This window comes from Wohlfahrtiimonas chitiniclastica, from assembly GCF_002252325.1.
Classification (GTDB): domain Bacteria; phylum Pseudomonadota; class Gammaproteobacteria; order Cardiobacteriales; family Wohlfahrtiimonadaceae; genus Wohlfahrtiimonas; species Wohlfahrtiimonas chitiniclastica.
Window position 1 is genome coordinate 562,636 of sequence record NZ_NEFL01000001.1, and the last position, 18,583, is coordinate 581,218.

17 protein-coding genes, 2 tRNA genes and 1 other RNA gene are annotated in these 18,583 nt (G+C 44.9%); 5 read left to right on the forward strand and 15 right to left on the reverse strand.

The genetic code is table 11. The features are described 5' to 3' along the window. Positions 1-253 precede the first annotated feature (253 nt). Positions 254-871, forward strand: a complete 618-nt coding sequence (locus tag B9T10_RS02675; RefSeq protein WP_094537729.1) for a nucleotidyltransferase family protein — start codon at positions 254-256, stop codon at positions 869-871. Here the strand turns inward: B9T10_RS02675 and B9T10_RS02680 are convergent. The 6 genes from B9T10_RS02680 to modA all read right to left on the reverse strand — a co-directional run bounded on the left by B9T10_RS02680 (position 857) and on the right by modA (position 8,643). Further along, the gene (locus B9T10_RS02680; protein ID WP_094537730.1) at positions 857-3,778 is read right to left on the reverse strand and encodes a xanthine dehydrogenase family protein molybdopterin-binding subunit; all 2,922 of its coding nucleotides are present in this window, start codon (positions 3,776-3,778) and stop codon (positions 857-859) included. The genes B9T10_RS02675 and B9T10_RS02680 overlap by 15 nt on opposite strands. Positions 3,779-3,847: 69 nt before the next feature. Further along, positions 3,848-5,476, reverse strand: coding sequence for a Na/Pi cotransporter family protein (locus B9T10_RS02685; protein WP_094537731.1), 1,629 nt, complete (start codon positions 5,474-5,476; stop codon positions 3,848-3,850). 109 nt (positions 5,477-5,585) lie between these two features. Then, entirely contained in the window at positions 5,586-6,428 is an 843-nt protein-coding gene (gene modD, locus B9T10_RS02690; RefSeq protein WP_246782140.1) for a ModD protein, read from the reverse strand. Between the two features lie 10 nt (positions 6,429-6,438). Next, entirely contained in the window at positions 6,439-7,137 is a 699-nt protein-coding gene (locus B9T10_RS02695; protein WP_094537732.1) for an ABC transporter ATP-binding protein, read from the reverse strand. Then, on the reverse strand, positions 7,121-7,897 hold the full coding sequence (locus B9T10_RS02700; RefSeq protein WP_094537733.1) for an ABC transporter permease: 777 nt from the start codon (positions 7,895-7,897) through the stop codon (positions 7,121-7,123). The genes B9T10_RS02695 and B9T10_RS02700 overlap by 17 nt, the downstream gene beginning before the upstream one ends. After that, positions 7,894-8,643 (reverse strand): molybdate ABC transporter substrate-binding protein, encoded by a 750-nt coding sequence (gene modA / locus B9T10_RS02705; protein WP_094537734.1) that lies wholly within the window; start codon positions 8,641-8,643, stop codon positions 7,894-7,896. The genes B9T10_RS02700 and modA overlap by 4 nt, the downstream gene beginning before the upstream one ends. A 114-nt stretch (positions 8,644-8,757) precedes the next feature. On the opposite strand from modA, the gene B9T10_RS02710 reads away from it, so the two are divergent. The 3 genes from B9T10_RS02710 to hslU all read left to right on the forward strand — a co-directional run bounded on the left by B9T10_RS02710 (position 8,758) and on the right by hslU (position 11,452). After that, positions 8,758-9,474 carry an ion channel gene (locus tag B9T10_RS02710; RefSeq protein WP_008314870.1) on the forward strand — a complete coding sequence of 239 codons (717 nt, stop codon included), beginning with the start codon at positions 8,758-8,760 and terminating at the stop codon, positions 9,472-9,474. Positions 9,475-9,559: 85 nt separating this feature from the next. Further along, positions 9,560-10,099, forward strand: a complete 540-nt coding sequence (gene hslV / locus B9T10_RS02715) for an ATP-dependent protease subunit HslV (protein ID WP_063454995.1) — start codon at positions 9,560-9,562, stop codon at positions 10,097-10,099. A gap of 9 nt (positions 10,100-10,108) precedes the next feature. Further along, positions 10,109-11,452 carry an ATP-dependent protease ATPase subunit HslU gene (hslU, locus tag B9T10_RS02720; RefSeq protein ID WP_063454996.1) on the forward strand — a complete coding sequence of 448 codons (1,344 nt, stop codon included), beginning with the start codon at positions 10,109-10,111 and terminating at the stop codon, positions 11,450-11,452. Positions 11,453-11,499: 47 nt separating this feature from the next. Here the strand turns inward: hslU and B9T10_RS02725 are convergent, their stop codons facing one another. The 9 genes from B9T10_RS02725 to B9T10_RS02765 all read right to left on the reverse strand — a co-directional run bounded on the left by B9T10_RS02725 (position 11,500) and on the right by B9T10_RS02765 (position 18,046). After that, positions 11,500-13,944 carry an LPS-assembly protein LptD gene (locus tag B9T10_RS02725; protein WP_246782141.1) on the reverse strand — a complete coding sequence of 815 codons (2,445 nt, stop codon included), beginning with the start codon at positions 13,942-13,944 and terminating at the stop codon, positions 11,500-11,502. 43 nt (positions 13,945-13,987) lie between these two features. Beyond that, positions 13,988-14,500, reverse strand: a complete 513-nt coding sequence (locus B9T10_RS02730; protein WP_008314874.1) for an adenine phosphoribosyltransferase — start codon at positions 14,498-14,500, stop codon at positions 13,988-13,990. A gap of 10 nt (positions 14,501-14,510) precedes the next feature. After that, on the reverse strand, positions 14,511-14,852 hold the full coding sequence (locus tag B9T10_RS02735) for a histidine triad nucleotide-binding protein (protein ID WP_018121984.1): 342 nt from the start codon (positions 14,850-14,852) through the stop codon (positions 14,511-14,513). Between the two features lie 11 nt (positions 14,853-14,863). Next, positions 14,864-15,469: a recombination mediator RecR gene (gene recR / locus B9T10_RS02740; RefSeq protein WP_094537735.1), complete on the reverse strand. Its 606-nt coding sequence runs from the start codon at positions 15,467-15,469 to the stop codon at positions 14,864-14,866. Then, positions 15,469-15,798, reverse strand: a complete 330-nt coding sequence (locus B9T10_RS02745) for a YbaB/EbfC family nucleoid-associated protein (RefSeq protein WP_026165673.1) — start codon at positions 15,796-15,798, stop codon at positions 15,469-15,471. Before B9T10_RS02745 ends, recR begins: the two co-directional genes overlap by 1 nt. 38 nt (positions 15,799-15,836) lie before the next feature. Further along, positions 15,837-17,729: a DNA polymerase III subunit gamma/tau gene (gene dnaX, locus B9T10_RS02750; RefSeq protein ID WP_094537736.1), complete on the reverse strand. Its 1,893-nt coding sequence runs from the start codon at positions 17,727-17,729 to the stop codon at positions 15,837-15,839. A gap of 44 nt (positions 17,730-17,773) precedes the next feature. Next, positions 17,774-17,870: signal recognition particle sRNA small type (gene ffs / locus B9T10_RS02755), an RNA gene on the reverse strand. A 20-nt stretch (positions 17,871-17,890) separates the two neighbouring features. Continuing rightward, positions 17,891-17,964, reverse strand: a tRNA-Cys gene (locus tag B9T10_RS02760). Between the two features lie 6 nt (positions 17,965-17,970). Then, a tRNA-Gly gene (locus tag B9T10_RS02765) sits at positions 17,971-18,046 on the reverse strand. A gap of 281 nt (positions 18,047-18,327) precedes the next feature. Between B9T10_RS02765 and tatA the strand changes: the two genes are divergently transcribed. Further along, complete coding sequence (tatA, locus tag B9T10_RS02770; RefSeq protein ID WP_008314879.1) at positions 18,328-18,576, forward strand: Sec-independent protein translocase subunit TatA; 249 nt, start codon at positions 18,328-18,330, stop codon at positions 18,574-18,576. Positions 18,577-18,583 lie beyond the last annotated feature (7 nt).

Sequence of the window (18,583 nt, forward strand, 5' to 3'; positions counted from 1 at the left end):
ATCTTCAAATTAAGACCCCCCTCCATTTTATTGAAGCTTTCTTCATAAAACGCTGTGGGGAAATCGGCTAAATTACCGACCCCCTACAAGAGAGTCGAGTCATTATAGCGCCACAAGTTACCCGATGTATACCAATTATTCATTTAATTAATATAAATCAATTATTTATTATATAAATTTTGCTATGATTTTTTTAAATAATTCAAAGGACTTTTATCCATTTCAATGATTCATCCCCTTTATTTAAGGATCTGTGTTACCGTTAGGTAACCCTTTGCGTGAGTCAAAATTGCCCATGATCCGTCTATTACTGCTTGCCGCTGGCCACAGTCGCCGTTTTAAAGCTCTGCACAATGGGCATAAATTATGCCATGTATTGCCGCCCTTTGAGCGCCCAATTTTAACTGTGACACATCAAGCCGCGTTAAAATCCTTCAATGCTGATGACATTTTGATTGTGGTCAATCAAGAAGAAGCGGATGTCATTGCATTGGCACAAACGCTGGGCAGCCCCATTCAAATCATCGAAAGCGATGGCATGGGCGAGAGCATTCGCCAAGGCATTCAAGCCTTGCCTAACAATACAACAGGCATCCTGATTTTACCGGCGGATTTACCCTACATTCAGCCCGTGACCCTCACAAAGGTTAAACATGCCCTGACTAAATACCCCATTACCCGCCCAATCCATCAAGGCCAAGCGGGACATCCTGTGGGGTTTGATCACAGTTTTTTTCCTGAATTAAAGCAACTGACAGGCGATCAAGGGGCAAGTGCGTTGGTCAAAGCACACACTTGCCATTTGATCGACACGGATGATTTTGGCGCCATTTATGACATCGACCACCCTAACGATCTACTTTGCTTGTAGCACGCGCTTAATCTTCTCTGCAGTGATCGGAAATTCATAAAAGCGATGCCCTGTTGCATGGGCAATTGCATTGCCAATGGCGGGCAAAATCGGAATCATGCCAAGTTCCGCCATTCCTTTTGGTGGTGATGTTTCTGACAATGGCGGCAAAAAGTCTGTGCTTTGTTGCCACACCGCCACATCTTTAGCACGCGGTAAAATATACCGGTTAAAGTTCCATGTGCCATTACCAGGACCATCATCATACAAGGGCAATTCTTCCATCAATGCATGCCCAATGCCCATCGCTGTCCCACCTTGAATCTGCCCAGAAACCAACTGTGGCACAATCATCTTCCCAGGACTCATGAGCATATGATGACGCAAAATTTGCACTGCCCCCGTGCCTTGATTAATGGCAAGCGCCACCAAACATGCTGCAGGTGTCACGGTTGTGGGATCCGCACCGCCACGATCTGTAGGCGGGAAAAATGCCTCTTTACGGGCAATGAAATGAAAACCGCCTGTGGTCATTTGATCCCGTAAATGCTTAGGTGCACCTTCCCCATATTGCACAGCCAACGCATCTAACGGTAGATGACAAGCACCCACCGTTGGGATGTCAAAATCAGCCCGCGCCCATTGCCAACTTGAATAAGCATGCACAGCAACGCCTGTAATCAACCCCATTTCATGGGCTTTTTTCGCCAATACTTCAAAGGGAATGGGCTTCATGCCGCCACCGCCAATGCCAAGATCTGTGACACGTAAATCAGATAACGATAGATTCAAGCTGTTCATTGATCCACCGCCCACACCTTGACTCCAAATGGCTTTCGCGGCTGGCCATAAACTATTTTCCAATAAGAATTTACCCGCTTGACGCGTGCCAAAGCCAATGTAATACACGCCGCTTGAGGAACTCATGTCCGGAATTAGGCCCGGCGTCCAATAAGGATCATGTTTGGCCAACTCATCTTGTTTCTTTTGATCTGCCCAGCTTGTGTGTAAAGGTAATTCAGGGAATTCTGTCACCCCAAACTCCACCACATCAGGTGCTTTACTGAGCGCCTGCCACACCATCACTTGTTGAGCAGTTGTGCCGCCCGTCCCAATCTCTTGCATACAATGGCGCATGGTGATGTTGCCTTGAGCATCAAATGATAAGGACAAAATGGTAGGCACACCACTTGAGCCATACACCTGCTGCACCTGTGCAAAACCCACACCATATAAAAATCCTGGATGATTGGCTTCATAACGAATTTTATCGCGCACGCGATTTTGCCACATTGGATGCTGTTCTGCTAAATTGAGCATCTCCACATTGCGTGGATCACCAGCAATGATGCCCCCTTGCGTATTTGGATACCCTTCGAGCATCGCATTGTTGCGACGCAGCGTCATGGAATCGATCTTTAAGATCTCGGACAATTCATCCACCATCATTTCTGTAATGGCCATCGATTGCAATGAACCAAAGCCGCGCATCGATCCTGCTTCCACCGCAGGCGTTGCCATCGCTAACGCAGTGAGGTCAGATTTTGGAAAATAATAGATGGACTGCGCTCCGCGCACCGCCACATGGGACACCGCCACAGATAAATTCTCGCGCCCGCCGCCATTGCAGCTGTAGGTGCCTTTGAGAATCTCAAATTTTCCTGTGGTTTTATCTCCCACAATGGTGACATCCATCTCCACTGCGTGGCGCTTCATGCCCATTTGAAATTGATCATAGCGATTATTGGCCATGCGAACCGGCAACCCGTCGCTGTAAAAGCTCGCTGCCATCGCATAAATGGGGAACACAGAGTAATCTTTAGAGCCATAACCCACCGTTGAACCAGTGAGCAGGACAATGTTTTTCACATCCACTGTTGTATTATGCTTCACCAAATCGGCAGCCATGTTCGCAACCCCAGCTGGAGATTGCGTGGCGGTTAAAATGTGCAATGTTTTTGTTTGTTCATCAAACCAAGCATTGCAGTTATCGGGCTCTAACGCACAAGGATCAATGGATTGAGAAAAACCGTGGCGCTCTAACACAAATTTATTCGGATCATTTTTCGCAGCCTTAACCATTTGCGAAATTTCCTGTGCATGCTCCATCCCTTTATTTTGCGTCTCAGGTTTTTGATGGGCTTGTTGCAAGGCATGTAAAAAACCGCCGCCCCGATCCTTATGGAAAAAGCTTGGCACCATCGTATCATCCGGCTTTGCCTCAGGCAGCCAAATCACGGTATTGCCCTTAAATTTGCCTTTAATGGCAGCATCTTGATACGGCGAAAACACTGATGGATCATACGGTGTTGCCCCGCCAATGCGCACATAACGCGCTGCTCCATAGTTATTAAAAGGTCGAATGCCCGTCACTTCACCATATTGAATGACTCTGTCATCAAATTGCAATAGGCGCTCAGCAGCATTGAAGCGTGGGAAATCCTTATAAATTAAAATTGCCACAGGATGGCCTAAAATGGGCGACGTCATGCCTTTTGGCAGTAAAATATTTTGCCCATAAAAGCCTTTACCCATGCTCGTGTCTTGCGGAATGTTAAAGCCATCGCGCACCAAATCCTCTTGCAGGATCAAACGATCAGGCTGAAGATCTCCTAGCACAGATAAATCCACCCCTTCAAAGGTGCGATCTGCTTTGGTGACTTTGAGCATCAATGCATAGCACTGCTGATCTGGCCAACCCTCTAAATCACGGGCACGATAATCACGCGCAAAGTTCTTTTGTCCCGTAACTTTGCGAATGCCATCCCATCTGAATTTTGCTTGACCATTTTTGCCCATCCAATCGGTGGATGAGGGTCCTGAATTGACTTGTGTGGCATTTGCCGTTGGCAAGCGCCCAATCATCAAGGTGATGCCGGCGACGGTGCCCAATTTTATGAAGCCACGCCGAGAAATATCCAAAACCATAACGCCCCTCCTAATGAATGATGTGCATTCAGTATAGAAGAGGCTTGATTGAGTTGCTAGATAATTCCGTTAATGTTGATGTTTCTCAAAGAGCATCTCAGCAATGTTGTGGGCGTGATCGCCAATGCGCTCGAGATTTGAGATTAAATCTGTATACGTTAAACCAGATTTTGGCGTACATTCCCCATGATTGAGGCGGCGAATGTGTTGCTTACGCAAATAACGCTCCATATCATCGATCTCATCTTCTAACTCATACACGCAGCGCGCTTTTGATAAATCGGTCTTATCTAACGCCGTGATGGCAAGCTCAACCGAGCGAATGGTGAGTTCAAACATCTCAAAGACCTCATTTTTCGCATCGTCACTCAAGGTAATATTGTGCTCGCCCATGTAATCGATCTGCTCGATGATGTTTTCAAAGTGATCGCCAATGCGCTCGATGTCACACACTAAGTTGAGCATCGCTTGTAGATCATTTGAATCTTGGGGCGTGATTGAATGAGGGAAAATTTTCACCAAATAGCGGGTGATCTCTTCATCCAATATATTGATATTCTTCTCTAAAATGCGTCCAAATGCCGCATCATCCATGTTGTTGGTTTTTAGGTATTCAAGGGAACGTTTTAAACCATCGATGCTTAAATTCCCCATATGAATGAGCTCTTTTTTCGCTTGCCCAATGGCAATGCTTGGGGATTTTTCAATGATGGTTTCATCTAAATAGAGCGCCACTTTCTCATGGGGTTTTTCGCGCTCTGGCAAAAGTTTTGTCACCAAATAAGCCCAAAGGCCAATGAATGGCAATTGAATCAATGTATTGACTAAGTTAAATGTCCCGTGTGCAAAGGCGATCTGCATTTTAGGTTCAAGCGCCAATTGCCCGGTAACCCACATGATAAAATGCGTGTAAGGCCCCAAAAAAATGAGGAAAATCACGGCGCCAAGCACATTAAATAACACATGAATGGCTGCGGCACGCTTTGCAATCACAGTCGCGCCAATTGCTGCCAATACCGCTGTAATCGTCGTCCCAATGTTATCCCCAAAGAGCACAGGCAATGCGCCTTGCAGTGAAATCAAGTTCTCAGCATACAAGCCTTGCAAAATCCCGATGGTGGCACTTGAAGATTGCACAATCAAGGTAAACACGGTGCCCACAAAAACGCTTAAAATCGGGCTGTGGCTCATCTGTAAAATGAGTTGCGTAAAGAGCGGCAATTCACGCAGTGGCGCCAATCCACTACTCATCAGGTCAAGTCCGATGAACAATCCACCAAAGCCAAAAAAGATTTGCCCTAAATTTTGCACACTCGTTTTTTTGAAGAAAAAGAGCATCACCGAACCCATCAATAAAATCGGATAGGCGTATTCACCAATGTCGATCCCGATGATGAATGCCGTCACCGTGGTGCCAATGTTTGCCCCCATGATGACGCCAATCGCTTGACGTAATGTCATTAATCCTGCGCTCACAAGCCCCACCGTAATCACCGTGGTGCCAGAGCTTGATTGAATGAGTACTGTGACAAAAATACCTGCCAAAATCCCCATAAATGGGTTTGTGGTAAAGCGATCTAAAATGGTGCGAAGGCGGTTACCCGCTGACTTTTGAAGCCCATCGCCCATAAATTTGATTGCAAAAAGAAACAGGCCCAGTCCACCTAGAAATTGGAAGAGTATTTGTTGCCAATCCATGCATTACCTCAAAAATGAATGCTTAAGTACAATAGAAAGTTCGCTATTCTAAGCTATTATGCAAAAATTGCGTACATATTCCGTATACTTCAATCAAATATTATGCAGATCAGGACAAAATATTGACTTTTATGTCAAGCGCTTTGGCATAGTATGGCGCTGTGGTCACCAAGCCATCCACCCCTGTTTGCGCGTAAGCTTCAATGTTGCTTAAGTTAATGCCACCGGCACCTAATAATGTCAATTGAGGATGGTGCGCACGCATGTGCATGACGGCTGCACTCAATTGCTCTGGTGTTAATTTATCAAACTGAATGGCATCGATGGGCATTTTTGCAAAGCGAATGGCTTCTTCTAAATGATCCGCCTCAATGACGATCTTTTTCTCGCAGGTCAAATGGCGAATCTCCGACAATCGCTGACTGAGCGCTGCATCATCTTTAAAAAATTGACGGTGCTGCTTAAAGATCAAAATGGTTTCTGATAAACCCAAACGATGTGGCACAGCGCCTCCTGCCACAATGCCATGGATGGCAAGCGCTTTTGTCCCGGGAATGCTTTTACGCGTGGTCAACAGTGCCACTTTTTGAGGCGCGTGTTGGCAAATGTCCACCATTTTACGCGTCGTGCTCGCAACGCCAGAGGTGTAATCTAAAATGTTTTGCCCAACTTTCCAGAGCGTATGAATGGCATCGCCCCGCCCTTTGGCCGTCAATAACTGATCACAGGCATGAATGCGCGTGCCTGACGATTTCATGCTCAACACTTCAATGCCTAAACGCTCACACAGTTTTGCCACAATCTCAGTGCCCGCCACAACACCACCACTGCGTGTCATGTATTGAATCTCTGTTGGGGTCTGCTCAATCCCGAGTAGTGTTGAGGTTAAATCAATGTATGGCACATCTTCACGAATGAAGCGCTCCATCTCTTCGGTGGTCATGAACATCATCACTCCTTTTTTAAGTCAATTGCTCAAATAATCGTGCCTCGCCGTCTGCTTTTGAGGCATCGGTGAGGGGATAAAAATGGATCAAACGCCCATTTTTCATCACGCCAATGTGTGTGGCCAACGCCAGCGCCTCGCTGATGTCATGAGTGACATGCACAATGATGGGCGAAGTTGTGCGATGAATGTGATGCAACACGCGGCGCATTTCATGGCGCGTCACATAATCAAGGGCGCTGGTGGGCTCATCTAACAGTAAAAGCTCAGGTTCAAAAATCAGTGCCCGCGCCAAGGCAACGCGCTGACGCTCACCACCACTTAAATGTGTGATGGCTGAATTTAACAAATGGGCAATGCCCAATTCATTTGCAATCTTAAGGGTGCAATTCTGTTGCCGTGCCATTGGCACTTTGCGCATTTTTAAGGGAAAGGCAATGTTTTCTTGCACAGTTAAATGGTTAAAAAGCTCAAAATGCTGATACACAAAGCCAATGTTGCGTGCTTCCACGGACATTTTTGATAAAGATTGATCATTGAGCGTGATTGATCCTGTCAATTGAGAATAACGCCCTGCGATCGATTCTAACAATAATGTTTTGCCTGACCCTGTGCGCCCTAAAATGACGCAATAATCGCCTGGTTTTAATGCCAGCGAGATATTGTCTAAGGTAAATGCCCCGACATTGAGGCAAATTTTATCGAGCGTCAGCACGGTGCCCCCTAAAAATATATTCAAAGGTTAAAGAGCATGTCAAAGAGATCATCATTAAAATCACCGCGATCGCCATTGCTAAATCAAGCTCACCGGTTGATAGATTCAGCATGATGGATGTGGGTAAAATCTCTGTTTTCATACGCGTTGCGCCCGCCACCATAATCACTGCGCCAAATTCGCCAAGGGCGCGTGACCATGTCAAAATCACCGTGGCAATCAACGTACTTTTGAGTAGTGGTAATGTGACATGATAAAAGCATTGCCATTTTGATGCACCAAGGGTGCGCGCCACAAAAATTTGTCGCCCATTGAGCCGTTCAAGCCCCACCACTAACAACTGAATGGCGAAAGGCAAATTCACAAAAACTTGTGCAAGGATGATGCCGTGCTGTGTAAAGACAAACGAGAGATTAAAATGGCGCTCTAACAATCCGCCAATGCCCAAGTGGCCAAAAAAAAGGAGCAAAGCCACACCGGAAACAATGTGTGGCAATGCCAATGGCAAATAAAGAAAGGGCATCACATAATGTTTAATGGCACTATGATGCAAAAATTGGGCAATCGGTGCCGCTAACATGAGGCAAATGATGGTGGAGATGATCGAGGTTTTTAAACTCAATGCGATGGCAAACTGCACCTCTTTTGACTGAATCGCTGTGGGCAATTGTGCCATGCCCTCTTTCATCAACATCAAAAGTGGCGCCACAATAAAGAGCGCCACCAACATGACAAATAGATAAAAGAGTGACCGAATCATTCCGTCACAGGGGCAAAACCATGACGCGCAAAAATCTCACGGCCTTCAGGGGAATCGGTTAAATCCATAAATGCTTTAGACAACTCAGGGGATTGTGTTGACGTCACAATGCCGCCCGTGACAATTTGATCAATGTTTTGTTCAGCCGGAATCTCAATGATCTCAACTTTTGGGTTGTTATACACTGCATCAATGGTGGCAATCATGGCATCTGCCGTGCCTAAAGTGAGTTGCACTGCCATTTCATTGACTGTATTTGCCGTCGATACCACATTGTCATTGATCTTTTCTAAATGATTTTTCTTTAAAATCTCTTGTGCCGTTTTACCAATGGCATTGGCTTTTGGCTCACCTAGAATCACTTTCACACCTTCGCGACTTAAATCTTCGAGGCTTTGGATGTTTTTAGGATTGCCCTTTAACACCACAATGGCAGGCGTATGATGGGCAATGCCATAAGCGTTCCCAACTAAACCTTTTTTCTCAGCGGCTTCATAAGAGACTTCTGAACCCACAATGAATAAATCGCCCTTGCCTGTTGTGGCAAGCTGCGCAAGCAATTGCCCTGAACCTGCAAAGTTAAATTCCACCGTCGCATCATGATTTTTTTCAAAGACCGATGCAATCTCTTCCATAGGCTTTTTAAGGCCTGCGCCTGAATAGACAAATAATGACTCTGCAAATGCTGCACTCAATGTTGTCGCCAACAATGCTGTCAGCGCCAAAGTTTTATGAAAACGCTTCATATTGACCCCTTTGATCTCAATCATTGCGCGAAGTATATCACAATACATAACGTTTATCCGCCAATTAAGTGCTATACTCCCATCATGTTTTGATTGAGATCATAAAGACCCACCATGACCACCAATACAACGCCAAAAACGGGCTTAGAAACCTTTAAAATGATTGCCCGCAAAATCCTCTATCTCTTTGCCATCTTTGCATCCATTGTGTTGATCATTGACATCACGCTTGTGGACATTCCGAACATCCAAAACAACACATTGATTCGCAATAACAATCTACAATTTTGGATCTGCATCTACTTTTTATTGGACTTATTATCAGGCTTTTTTCTCTCTGATCATCGCTTAGAGTATTTTCGCCGCTATCTCTTTTTGATTTTGGTCTCCATTCCTTATATCAATGTGTTGAACCATTTTCATTTAGAGCTCTCTACACAAGCCTTTTATTTACTGAAATTTTTACCGATTTTTCGTGGCGTCATTGCCCTCTTTTTATTGGTTAAACTCCTCATCAGTGACCGCATTACTGGGCTCTTTGTCTCCTATTTAACCCTATTTTTCTCCATTGCTTATCTGCAAACTTTGCTCTTTTATCTCTTTGAGATCTCCGTCAATCCACAAGTGAAAACCTATGGCGATGTGCTTTGGTGGGCATCGATGACGGCAACCACTTTAGGGTCAAACATCATCCCCGTCACCACCGCGGGCAAAATCAGCACCGCCATTTTAGCGGTGGCAGGCATCACGATCTTCCCCATTTTTACGGTTTACATCACCACCATGATCCAAAATTTGAGCAAAAAGCACACAGACGAATCGTCTAAATGATGCCCATTTTCATTGACCACCTTGAAATTGAAAAATCCATCCTCATTTTAATAAGACGTCAATGAAACATGAACAAGGAGTTCAAATGGAACAATATCGTGGTACCACGATCTGCGCAGTTAGACGTGGCAATGAAGTTGTCATCGGTGGCGATGGCCAAGTCTCGTTAGGCAATACCGTCATGAAGGGCAATGCCAGAAAAGTGCGTCGTTTATACAATGGAAAAGTGATTGCCGGATTTGCAGGTGGTACAGCCGATGCCTTTACTTTGTTTGAACGCTTTGAAGCGAAACTCGAGCAACACAATGGCCAATTGACCCGTGCAGCCGTGGAATTGGCCAAAGATTGGCGAACAGATCAGCAACTTCGTCGCCTAGAGGCGCTATTGATTGTGGCGGATGAAACGGCCATTTTAGTGATCTCAGGCAATGGCGATGTGATCGAGCCTGAACACAATATGGCCACCATCGGTTCTGGCGGTGCCTTTGCACAAAGTGCAGCCCTTGCCCTTTTAGACAATACAGATTTAGATGCAGAAAGTATCGTACGCAAAAGCTTGAGCATTGCCGCGGACATCTGTATCTACACCAATCACAATCAAACGATTGAAAAGTTAACATTTTAGGAAGACATCATGAGTGAAATGACACCAAGAGAGATCGTTCAAGAACTCGATCGCTACATTGTGGGACAAAACGATGCAAAACGCGCCGTGGCCATTGCTTTACGTAACCGTTGGAGACGCCAACAAGTCACCGGCGACATGCGTAAAGAGATCACACCGAAAAACATCTTAATGATTGGGCCAACGGGTGTTGGTAAAACTGAAATTGCTCGCCGTTTAGCCAATTTAGCAAACGCGCCATTCATTAAAGTGGAAGCCACAAAATTCACGGAAGTGGGTTATGTGGGTCGTGAAGTGGATTCCATCATTCGTGATTTAGTGGAAGCTGCCATCACGAAAGCCCGTGAAGATGCTGTGAAACTCGCGCACCCGAAAGCTGAAGACGCCGCCATTGAACGCATTTTAGATGTGCTCATTCCCCGCCCTAAATCTGTGGGTTTTGACAATGAGCCAAGCGCCCCAAGCACAGATAACTCTGCCACGCGTCAAAAATTCCGTGAAAAAATCATTCGCGGTGAATTAGACGATAAAGAGATTGAAATTGAATTGACGCAGCAACATGCATCAAGCATGAACATCATGACGCCTCCTGGCATGGAAGAGATGGCAGAACAATTGCAATCCCTCTTCAATCAAACAGGCAACACGCCAAAACATAAGCAAAAGATGAAAATCAAAGATGCTTTAAAAGCGGCGCAAGATGAAGAAGCCCGCCGTTTGGTCAATGAAGAAGATGTGAAAAAACAAGCCATTGCTGCTGCTGAAAATACTGGCATTGTTTTCATTGATGAGATCGATAAAGTGTGCCGCCGCGGTGAAAGCTCTGGCACGGATGTCTCTCGTGAAGGTGTGCAACGTGATTTATTGCCCATCATTGAAGGCAGCACCGTCTCCACTAAATATGGCCCTGTGAAAACTGATCACATTTTATTCATCGCATCAGGCGCTTTCCATGTTGCACGCCCTTCTGACTTGATTCCTGAATTGCAAGGTCGTTTACCGATTCGCGTTGAACTCAATGCATTGACGGCAGAAGATTTTGAACGCATCTTAAAAGAGCCATCCTCTGCCCTCATCAAGCAATACACGGCTTTATTGAAAACTGAAGAAGTGGAACTTGCCTTTACCGATGGCGCGATTGCTGAGATTGCTAAGATCGCTTACAACGTCAATGAAAAAACAGAAAACATTGGTGCGCGTCGTTTACACACGATTTTAGAGCACTTGTTAGAAGAGATTTCATTCACAGCCTCTGATCGTAGTGGCGAAACCGTCACCATTGATGAAGCGATGGTGAAAAATTCTCTTGGTGAATTGTCTGACAATGAAGATTTAAGCCGCTTCATTCTCTAATCACATTAGAATCAAAAAGCCCTCACAGTGTGGGGGCTTTTTTTAATCTAAAATCCGCGAGTATTGCTTAAATATTTTGCTGTATAGCCCGGAATGCTCTCTTCCCAGAAAGAATCTGTGCTCTGCCCAACATTACCTAAGCCCTTAAACTCAAATTGTAAATAGGCTTTCCAACTCTTTTTATCATCGAGTAAATTACTGCGATAATAACGGGCTGCCACACGTGTTGCCACACAGCAATCACTGTATTCAAAGCCCATATAAGAATCATTCATGCGGCGCTCTTCTAATGAATAGTTATAACGCCCCACCACTGCCCAGTTATTATTCACCTCCCAGAAGGATGTGATGTCAATTTGGTTCGTCACCCAATCTTTTTGCGTACCCGTCAAGGTGCGATCATAGCGCTGTGCAATGTTAATGATTTTACGAGGTTCTGGTTGATAGCGTAAATCATACGATAAACGCGTGGTGCGTTTAGCATCCGGTGACCATTGCCAAATGACGCGAGAACTGAAGTCACTGGAAAATACAATGTGATTTTCCACAAACCATTCTGAATGACGGCCACTTTGGCATTTAATTGCCCCAATGCCTGGTCGATGGTTATTTTCATAATCTTTCAAGCACTCATTTTTCGGCAATAAATCTTGGTTAATGGTGATGCGTGGTTGATCAAAATAATAAATTTGCCCCAAAGACAATCTAAAGTGCTCCACACCCGTTTCATCATTAATAAAACGTGTGGTGAGCGCCGTTGTGAGCTGATTGGCATTGCTTTGACGATCTGCTCCCGTAAATTGGTTGGTGGCAAATAGATTGTCATAACTTGGCGTAATGTTGCCGGTGTCAAAAATTGGAATGTCTGATTGACGACGATACGGCACATTCAAGTAAAATAAACGAGGTTCTAATGTTTGAATGAAGTTCCCGCCACCAAATAAACTGCTAAAGCTCACATCACGCTCTAAGGCAATTCCTGTATCAATACTGAAAATAGAGGTGCCGCGGTGCAAATTATGGGGTTTATTCGGTGCAACGCCATTGATGTCTTGATAATCTAAATCATAATGAGTGTAGCGATAGGCCAATTTTGGCTCAAAAAAGCCCCAGGAATTTTCTAAACGAAAGCCCACATAAGGCAATAAATCAATGCGCGTCGCAGATTTTGGGCGCGCTTTATTACGATCATTTGGCTTAATGTGGGTTCTAAATTGTACAGCCTCCACATTCGCACCATAAATGATGCCATTTTGTTCCCATTCGCCACTTAATAACCATTGTGGCATGCGCGCATAAGGCGCATCAGGAATGATCACCTTATCAAGCACTTGATAGTGCTGCACACGCAATGTGCTCTGCCAATTGCGATCTGAATAGGTGAGTTCTGCCACGCGCTCTAAGTTTGTTTCTGTCAATAAGCCGACGGCATCTTGAATGTCTTCCACATAGCGATGATCAGACACTTGTTGAAATAAGATGCGCCCACGCAATTTAGGCATCAAATTCAACTGCTGATTGAAAAACACTGACCAACGTGTTGAATGCAGTTTTTTGCTATAGGGATCTTTCGGATCATTGGCAGCAATGCGGGCACGCTCTTGATTTTTAAACCGGCGATCATCCGGCAAAAAATCAAAACGGAACACTGAATTTTGCCATGTGTTTAAATAACGAGCTTCTGCCCCTAAAATCAAACCGCGGCGCGTATAAAATCCGGGATTTAACGTCACGTCATAATTCGGCGCTAAATTTAAATAGTAAGGTACACGGACGGCTAAACCACCATCACGATCATAAGAGATTGTGGGGAATAAAAAGCCCGTTTGTCGACGATCATCAATGGGGAATGAAAAATATGGCGTGTATAAAATCGGGACGCCAAAGAGTGAAAATTTGGCATGTTTGGCAGTGCCGCGCCCTGTGTTTTCATCTAAATGAAGATCGGCTGCGGACAACTGCCACACCTCTTCATCTGTTGGGCACGTTGAATAGGTTACCCCTTGGAAATCTGCTGTTTTTTCAATCTGACGGCTGATGGCATATTTCGCGCGCCCTTGCGCTTCGGCTTGGTGTAAATAATAGGTGACATCATCGCCTTCGTACTCTTTATCATTAAGGCGCGAGGTGAAGCTTTTAGACTCAAGCACCACAGAATCAGAGGCATAACGAATGTTTTGATCACGGCCAGATAAGACATTGGTGGTACGATCTAGCGTGATGCGACTGGCATCAACACGGCTGTTGCCATAATACGCCACAATATCGCCTTCGACATTGGCATAACGCTCATCACTGTCAGCAGCATTCCCTGAGAGATAAACCGTGCCATCCTCAATCACTTGATCAGTCGGCTGTAAATATTGCTTCAACGGGCTGATGCGGCAAACGCCTAAAGCACCCGTTTGCGGTGTTTGAGCCATCAAAGGCGCTTGCATTAACCCAATCACAAGGGCAATGTATAATTTATTTCGCTGACGTATTGTTTTCAAGGGCGTAACCTAAATCTTCTTCAATCCATTGGCCAAAATCTGACTAAAATTCCATCAAAGTCAACGTATCATACTGCTTGATCTTCTCGCGACCATTGAGCTCTGTCAGTTCCACTAAAAATGCACAACCCACCACGATGCCGCCAAGCTTTTCAACCAACTCAATCACCGCAGCAATCGTACCGCCTGTGGCGAGTAAATCATCACAGATCAATACTTTTTCACCGGGTTTAATGGCATCTTTATGCAGTTCAATGAGGGCAGTGCCATATTCTAAAGCATATTCCACACACTCTGTTTCACGGGGTAATTTGCCTTTTTTACGGGCAGGCACAAAACCTACATCCATGGCATACGCCACAGGACAACCCACAATGAAACCACGTGCTTCTGGCCCAACGATCTTTTGCACGCCTTTTGCTTTGGCATACTCAACGATTTGATTGGTGGCACAACGATACGCTTCACCATTGCCAAGCAGTGGCGAGATGTCTCTAAAAATGATCCCCGGTAACGGATGATCTGGAATGCTGATGATATAATCTTTTAAATTCATATGATTGCCATTAACCTGGAGGCCAGTTCAAACGACGGCCTGCTAAAATGTGCATGTGAATGTGATGCACTGTTTGACCGCCATCTTCATTGCAGTTCATCACCAAACGGTAACCATTGTCCGCAAAGCCGAGCTCTTTGGCGATCTTTTTCGCCGCTAAAAACAGCTGCCCCACGAGCGCGGCATCGGCTTCGTCAATGTCATTGACGGTTGGAATCTCTTTTTTAGGGATCACCAAAATGTGTTCAGGTGCTTTTGGATCAATGTCACGAAACGCCAACACTTGATCATCTTCATAGACGATGGTGGCCGGAATCTCTTTATTAATAATTTTGGTAAAAATGGTACTCATGATTCACCTCCTTAAAATCTTTGTCTTGCTCTGAATGCATGGGACAATGTGCCACTGTCTAAATATTCAAGTTCGCCGCCCATTGGCACGCCATGTGCAATGCGGGTGACGGTCACTTGATAGGGTTTAGCCATTTCATCAATGTAAAACGCCGTCGCTTCACCTTCAACCGTTGGATTGGTGGCTAAAATGAGTTCTTTGATCACTCCTTCACGCAAGCGCGCTTCAAGCAGATCAAGCCCCACTTCTTCAGGACCAATGCCATCTAACGGTGATAAATTACCCATAAGCACAAAGTAACGACCTTTATAATCCACCGATTGGGAGAGTGCAAACACATCCATCGGGTTTTCCACCACACACAACAATGACGCATCGCGCTTTGGATCTTGGCAGATCGAACACACAGCCTCATCAGATAAATTGCGGCAAATGCTACATTTTTGTATGTGATTCAATGCACCCGTAATGGCATTGCTCAGCTGCAAAGCACCCGTTCGATTGCGCTCAAGCAAATGCAGCGCCATTCTCAGCGCTGACTTTTGCCCCACACCAGGCAAAACCCTTAAGGCATCCACCAATGCTTTAAGGGCTTTCGGATACAGTGTATGGCTCATTAAAAACCAGGTAATTTCATGCCCGCTGGCAATTCAAAGCCACCGGTCACAGATTTCATTTTTTCTTGAGAAGCCACTTCAACTTTTGCCAATGCATCGTTAAACGCTGCACCGATTAAATCTTCAAGCATCTCTTTATCATCTGATAACAATGAATCATCAATTTCAATTTTACGCACAACGTGGCGGCAAGACATTTCGATTTTCACTAAACCTGCGCCAGATTCACCCGTCACAGAGATGTCCGCCAATTCTTCTTGTGCTTTCACCATATCTTCTTGCATTTTCTGGGCTTTTTTCATCATCCCAGCAATTCCGCCTTTCATCATCATAATCGTTTTCCTTGATTAAAAAATTGTATTATACACTATTCGTGTTTGAGCTTAAGGGTTGAATCTAACACTTCTGCATCACACGTATTGACCAAAAATTGCACAACAGGATCCGCATGAATGTCAGCCAACACTTGCACTTTACGCGCCTCTAACTCTTTTTCGGCCCGATGATTAAAATCATCCTCTTCAATCACTTGTTCTGTGGCCACAATGGAGCAGCGAATATCGCGACCAAGAAGCTCACTCACAGCTTTTGCAATGTTTGCTTCGGCATCCGGAATGTTAAAGGCATGATCTTCTCTTGAGCGTTTTAGCACCAACCAATCATCGGAAAATCGTTCGAGCACTAAGTTACGAACAATGCCAAGCGTCAATCCTGAAATGGATAGATTGCGTACAATCTCAAGCCAATCTTCATTATTATTTAAAGGATAATCGGCTTGAGTTGAAGCAACGACTGATTCAGCAGGTATCGATGCCACAGGCGCTGCAATTTCCGGCTCAATGGGTGCTGGTACCGCTGCGATGGATTCATATTGCTCAGCATCAATCCACGGCGGCACATCATCATAGATGGGCGCATCCATAACAGGTGAATCATTCATAGGAATGATTTCAGGCTCAGGTTCCATCTCGGGCGTTGGCTCTGCTATTTTTATTTCTTCAACCACAGGCGGCTCTGCAACAGGCTCAACTTTAGTAACCTCTGGCGCAGCTTGTACCTCATCTAACAATGTCGCCAATGAAACTGTCGGTTCATTGTGCGTTTGCGGTGCATGGACAATCGGCGTTGTAGATGGCTGCGTTTTGACTGAAGGCACGGCTGATTTTTTCGGCGCACCTTTGGGTGTAAAGAGCAACATGCGCAGCAATGTCATCTCAAGCCCAATCAATGGCTCAGGATGCATTTCTAAATCTTTGCGGCCATGCAGCGCAATTTGATAATACAATTGCAGATCTTCTGCACTCATCGCCGTTGCCAGCGCTTGCCATGCGTCTTGATGCGTATCATCTAAATCAATAAAGCTTGCATCAATTTGTAATAGCGTCAATTGATGGAAAGCCTCAATCAAAGCTTCTAATAATGCATAAGGATCTGCACCTGAATCCATCACTTGCTTAGATGCCGCAAGCAATGCAGACTGGTCAAGGGTTGCTAAGGCACGCAGAATCAGCAGCGCATATTGATCATCAATGAGCCCAAGCATGGTTTGAATGGGTTCAAATGCCACATGACCATTGGTGTATGCAATGCCTTGATCTAATAGAGATAAACTGTCACGCATGCTCCCTGCCCCAGCTTTAGCAATCAGTTCTAACGCTTTATTTTGATAATCGATGCCTTCAGCATCCATGATGTGCGTTAAGTAGCTGGTGATTTCAGGGGATGGGATTTTCTTTAAATGAAACCGTAAACAGCGCGATAAAACCGTCACCGGTAATTTTTGTGGATCGGTGGTGGCTAAAATGAATTTAACATGCTCTGGCGGCTCTTCTAATGTTTTTAATAAGGCATTGAAGCTGCTGTTAGAGAGCATGTGCACCTCATCGATGAGGTAAACTTTATAGCGACCACGCGTTGGCGCATATTGGACATTGTCTAAAATTTCGCGAGTATCTTCCACTTTTGTGCGCGATGCGGCATCAATTTCGATCAGATCCACAAAGCGACCTTGATCGACTTCCTGACAAATGCTACACACACCGCAAGGATGAGAGCTGACCCCTTGTTCACAGTTTAAGGATTTCGCTAGAATGCGCGCAAGCGTTGTTTTACCGACACCGCGAGTACCGGTGAGTAAAAAGGCATGATGAAGACGATTATTATCGAGACCGTTTGTTAAGGCAGTGACAACGTGCTTTTGACCAACAACTTCGTGAAAGTTTTTCGGGCGCCATTTACGCGCTAAGGCTTGAGTTGCCATGGGGATGAACTCCTAATATTTTTCCTGCCCAAAATGGAGATGACCCACACCAGCTCGCCCTCTGCACGCAAACCTAATACGTGTGCTGCTTCCTTCCGGACCTGACACGGTGCGTAATAATTCACTGCGAGGAAACCAATGTGGGTCACCATAATATTTTTTGGAGGCTGAAGCCAGAATCGAACTGGCGTACACGGTTTTGCAAACCGGTGCATTACCCCTATGCTATTCAGCCATTTTTTGGAGCGGGAAACGAGACTCGAACTCGCGACCCCAACCTTGGCAAGGTTGTGCTCTACCAACTGAGCTATTCCCGCACTGCAAATCAGAAGCGTATTATAAGCGATTAAAACGATTAATCAAGATGAATTATTATACAATTCTTGTTTTGCGCACTTTCTATACAAAACCGCCTAAATACTGACCTTATTAATATAACACATCAAATTAAAACTGCAATGGATCGGTTTTGGTGAAATGTTGCCCAGAATCCATCAGATGGATAAAAATAGTTGAAGTTAGTCTATACCTCAGGGCACATTACCTTTATAATGAAGCGAATTTTTTAAAATGACTTTATCATATAGAGGTACTTGTTATGGGTTCATTTAGCATTTGGCACTGGATCATTGTATTAATCGTTGTATTGGCAATTTTTGGTACAAAAAAACTGCGCAACATGGGCGGTGATTTAGGCACAGCGTTAAAAGGCTTCAAAGACGCCATGAAAGAAGATGAGAAAAAAGAGGGTGACAAAGACGGTAAAGTTGAATCCGTTGAGCACAAATCTACTGAAGCTGCACCTAAAGTAGATGCTTCTGAAACGAAAAAAGACAACGTACAGTAAAGTCAAT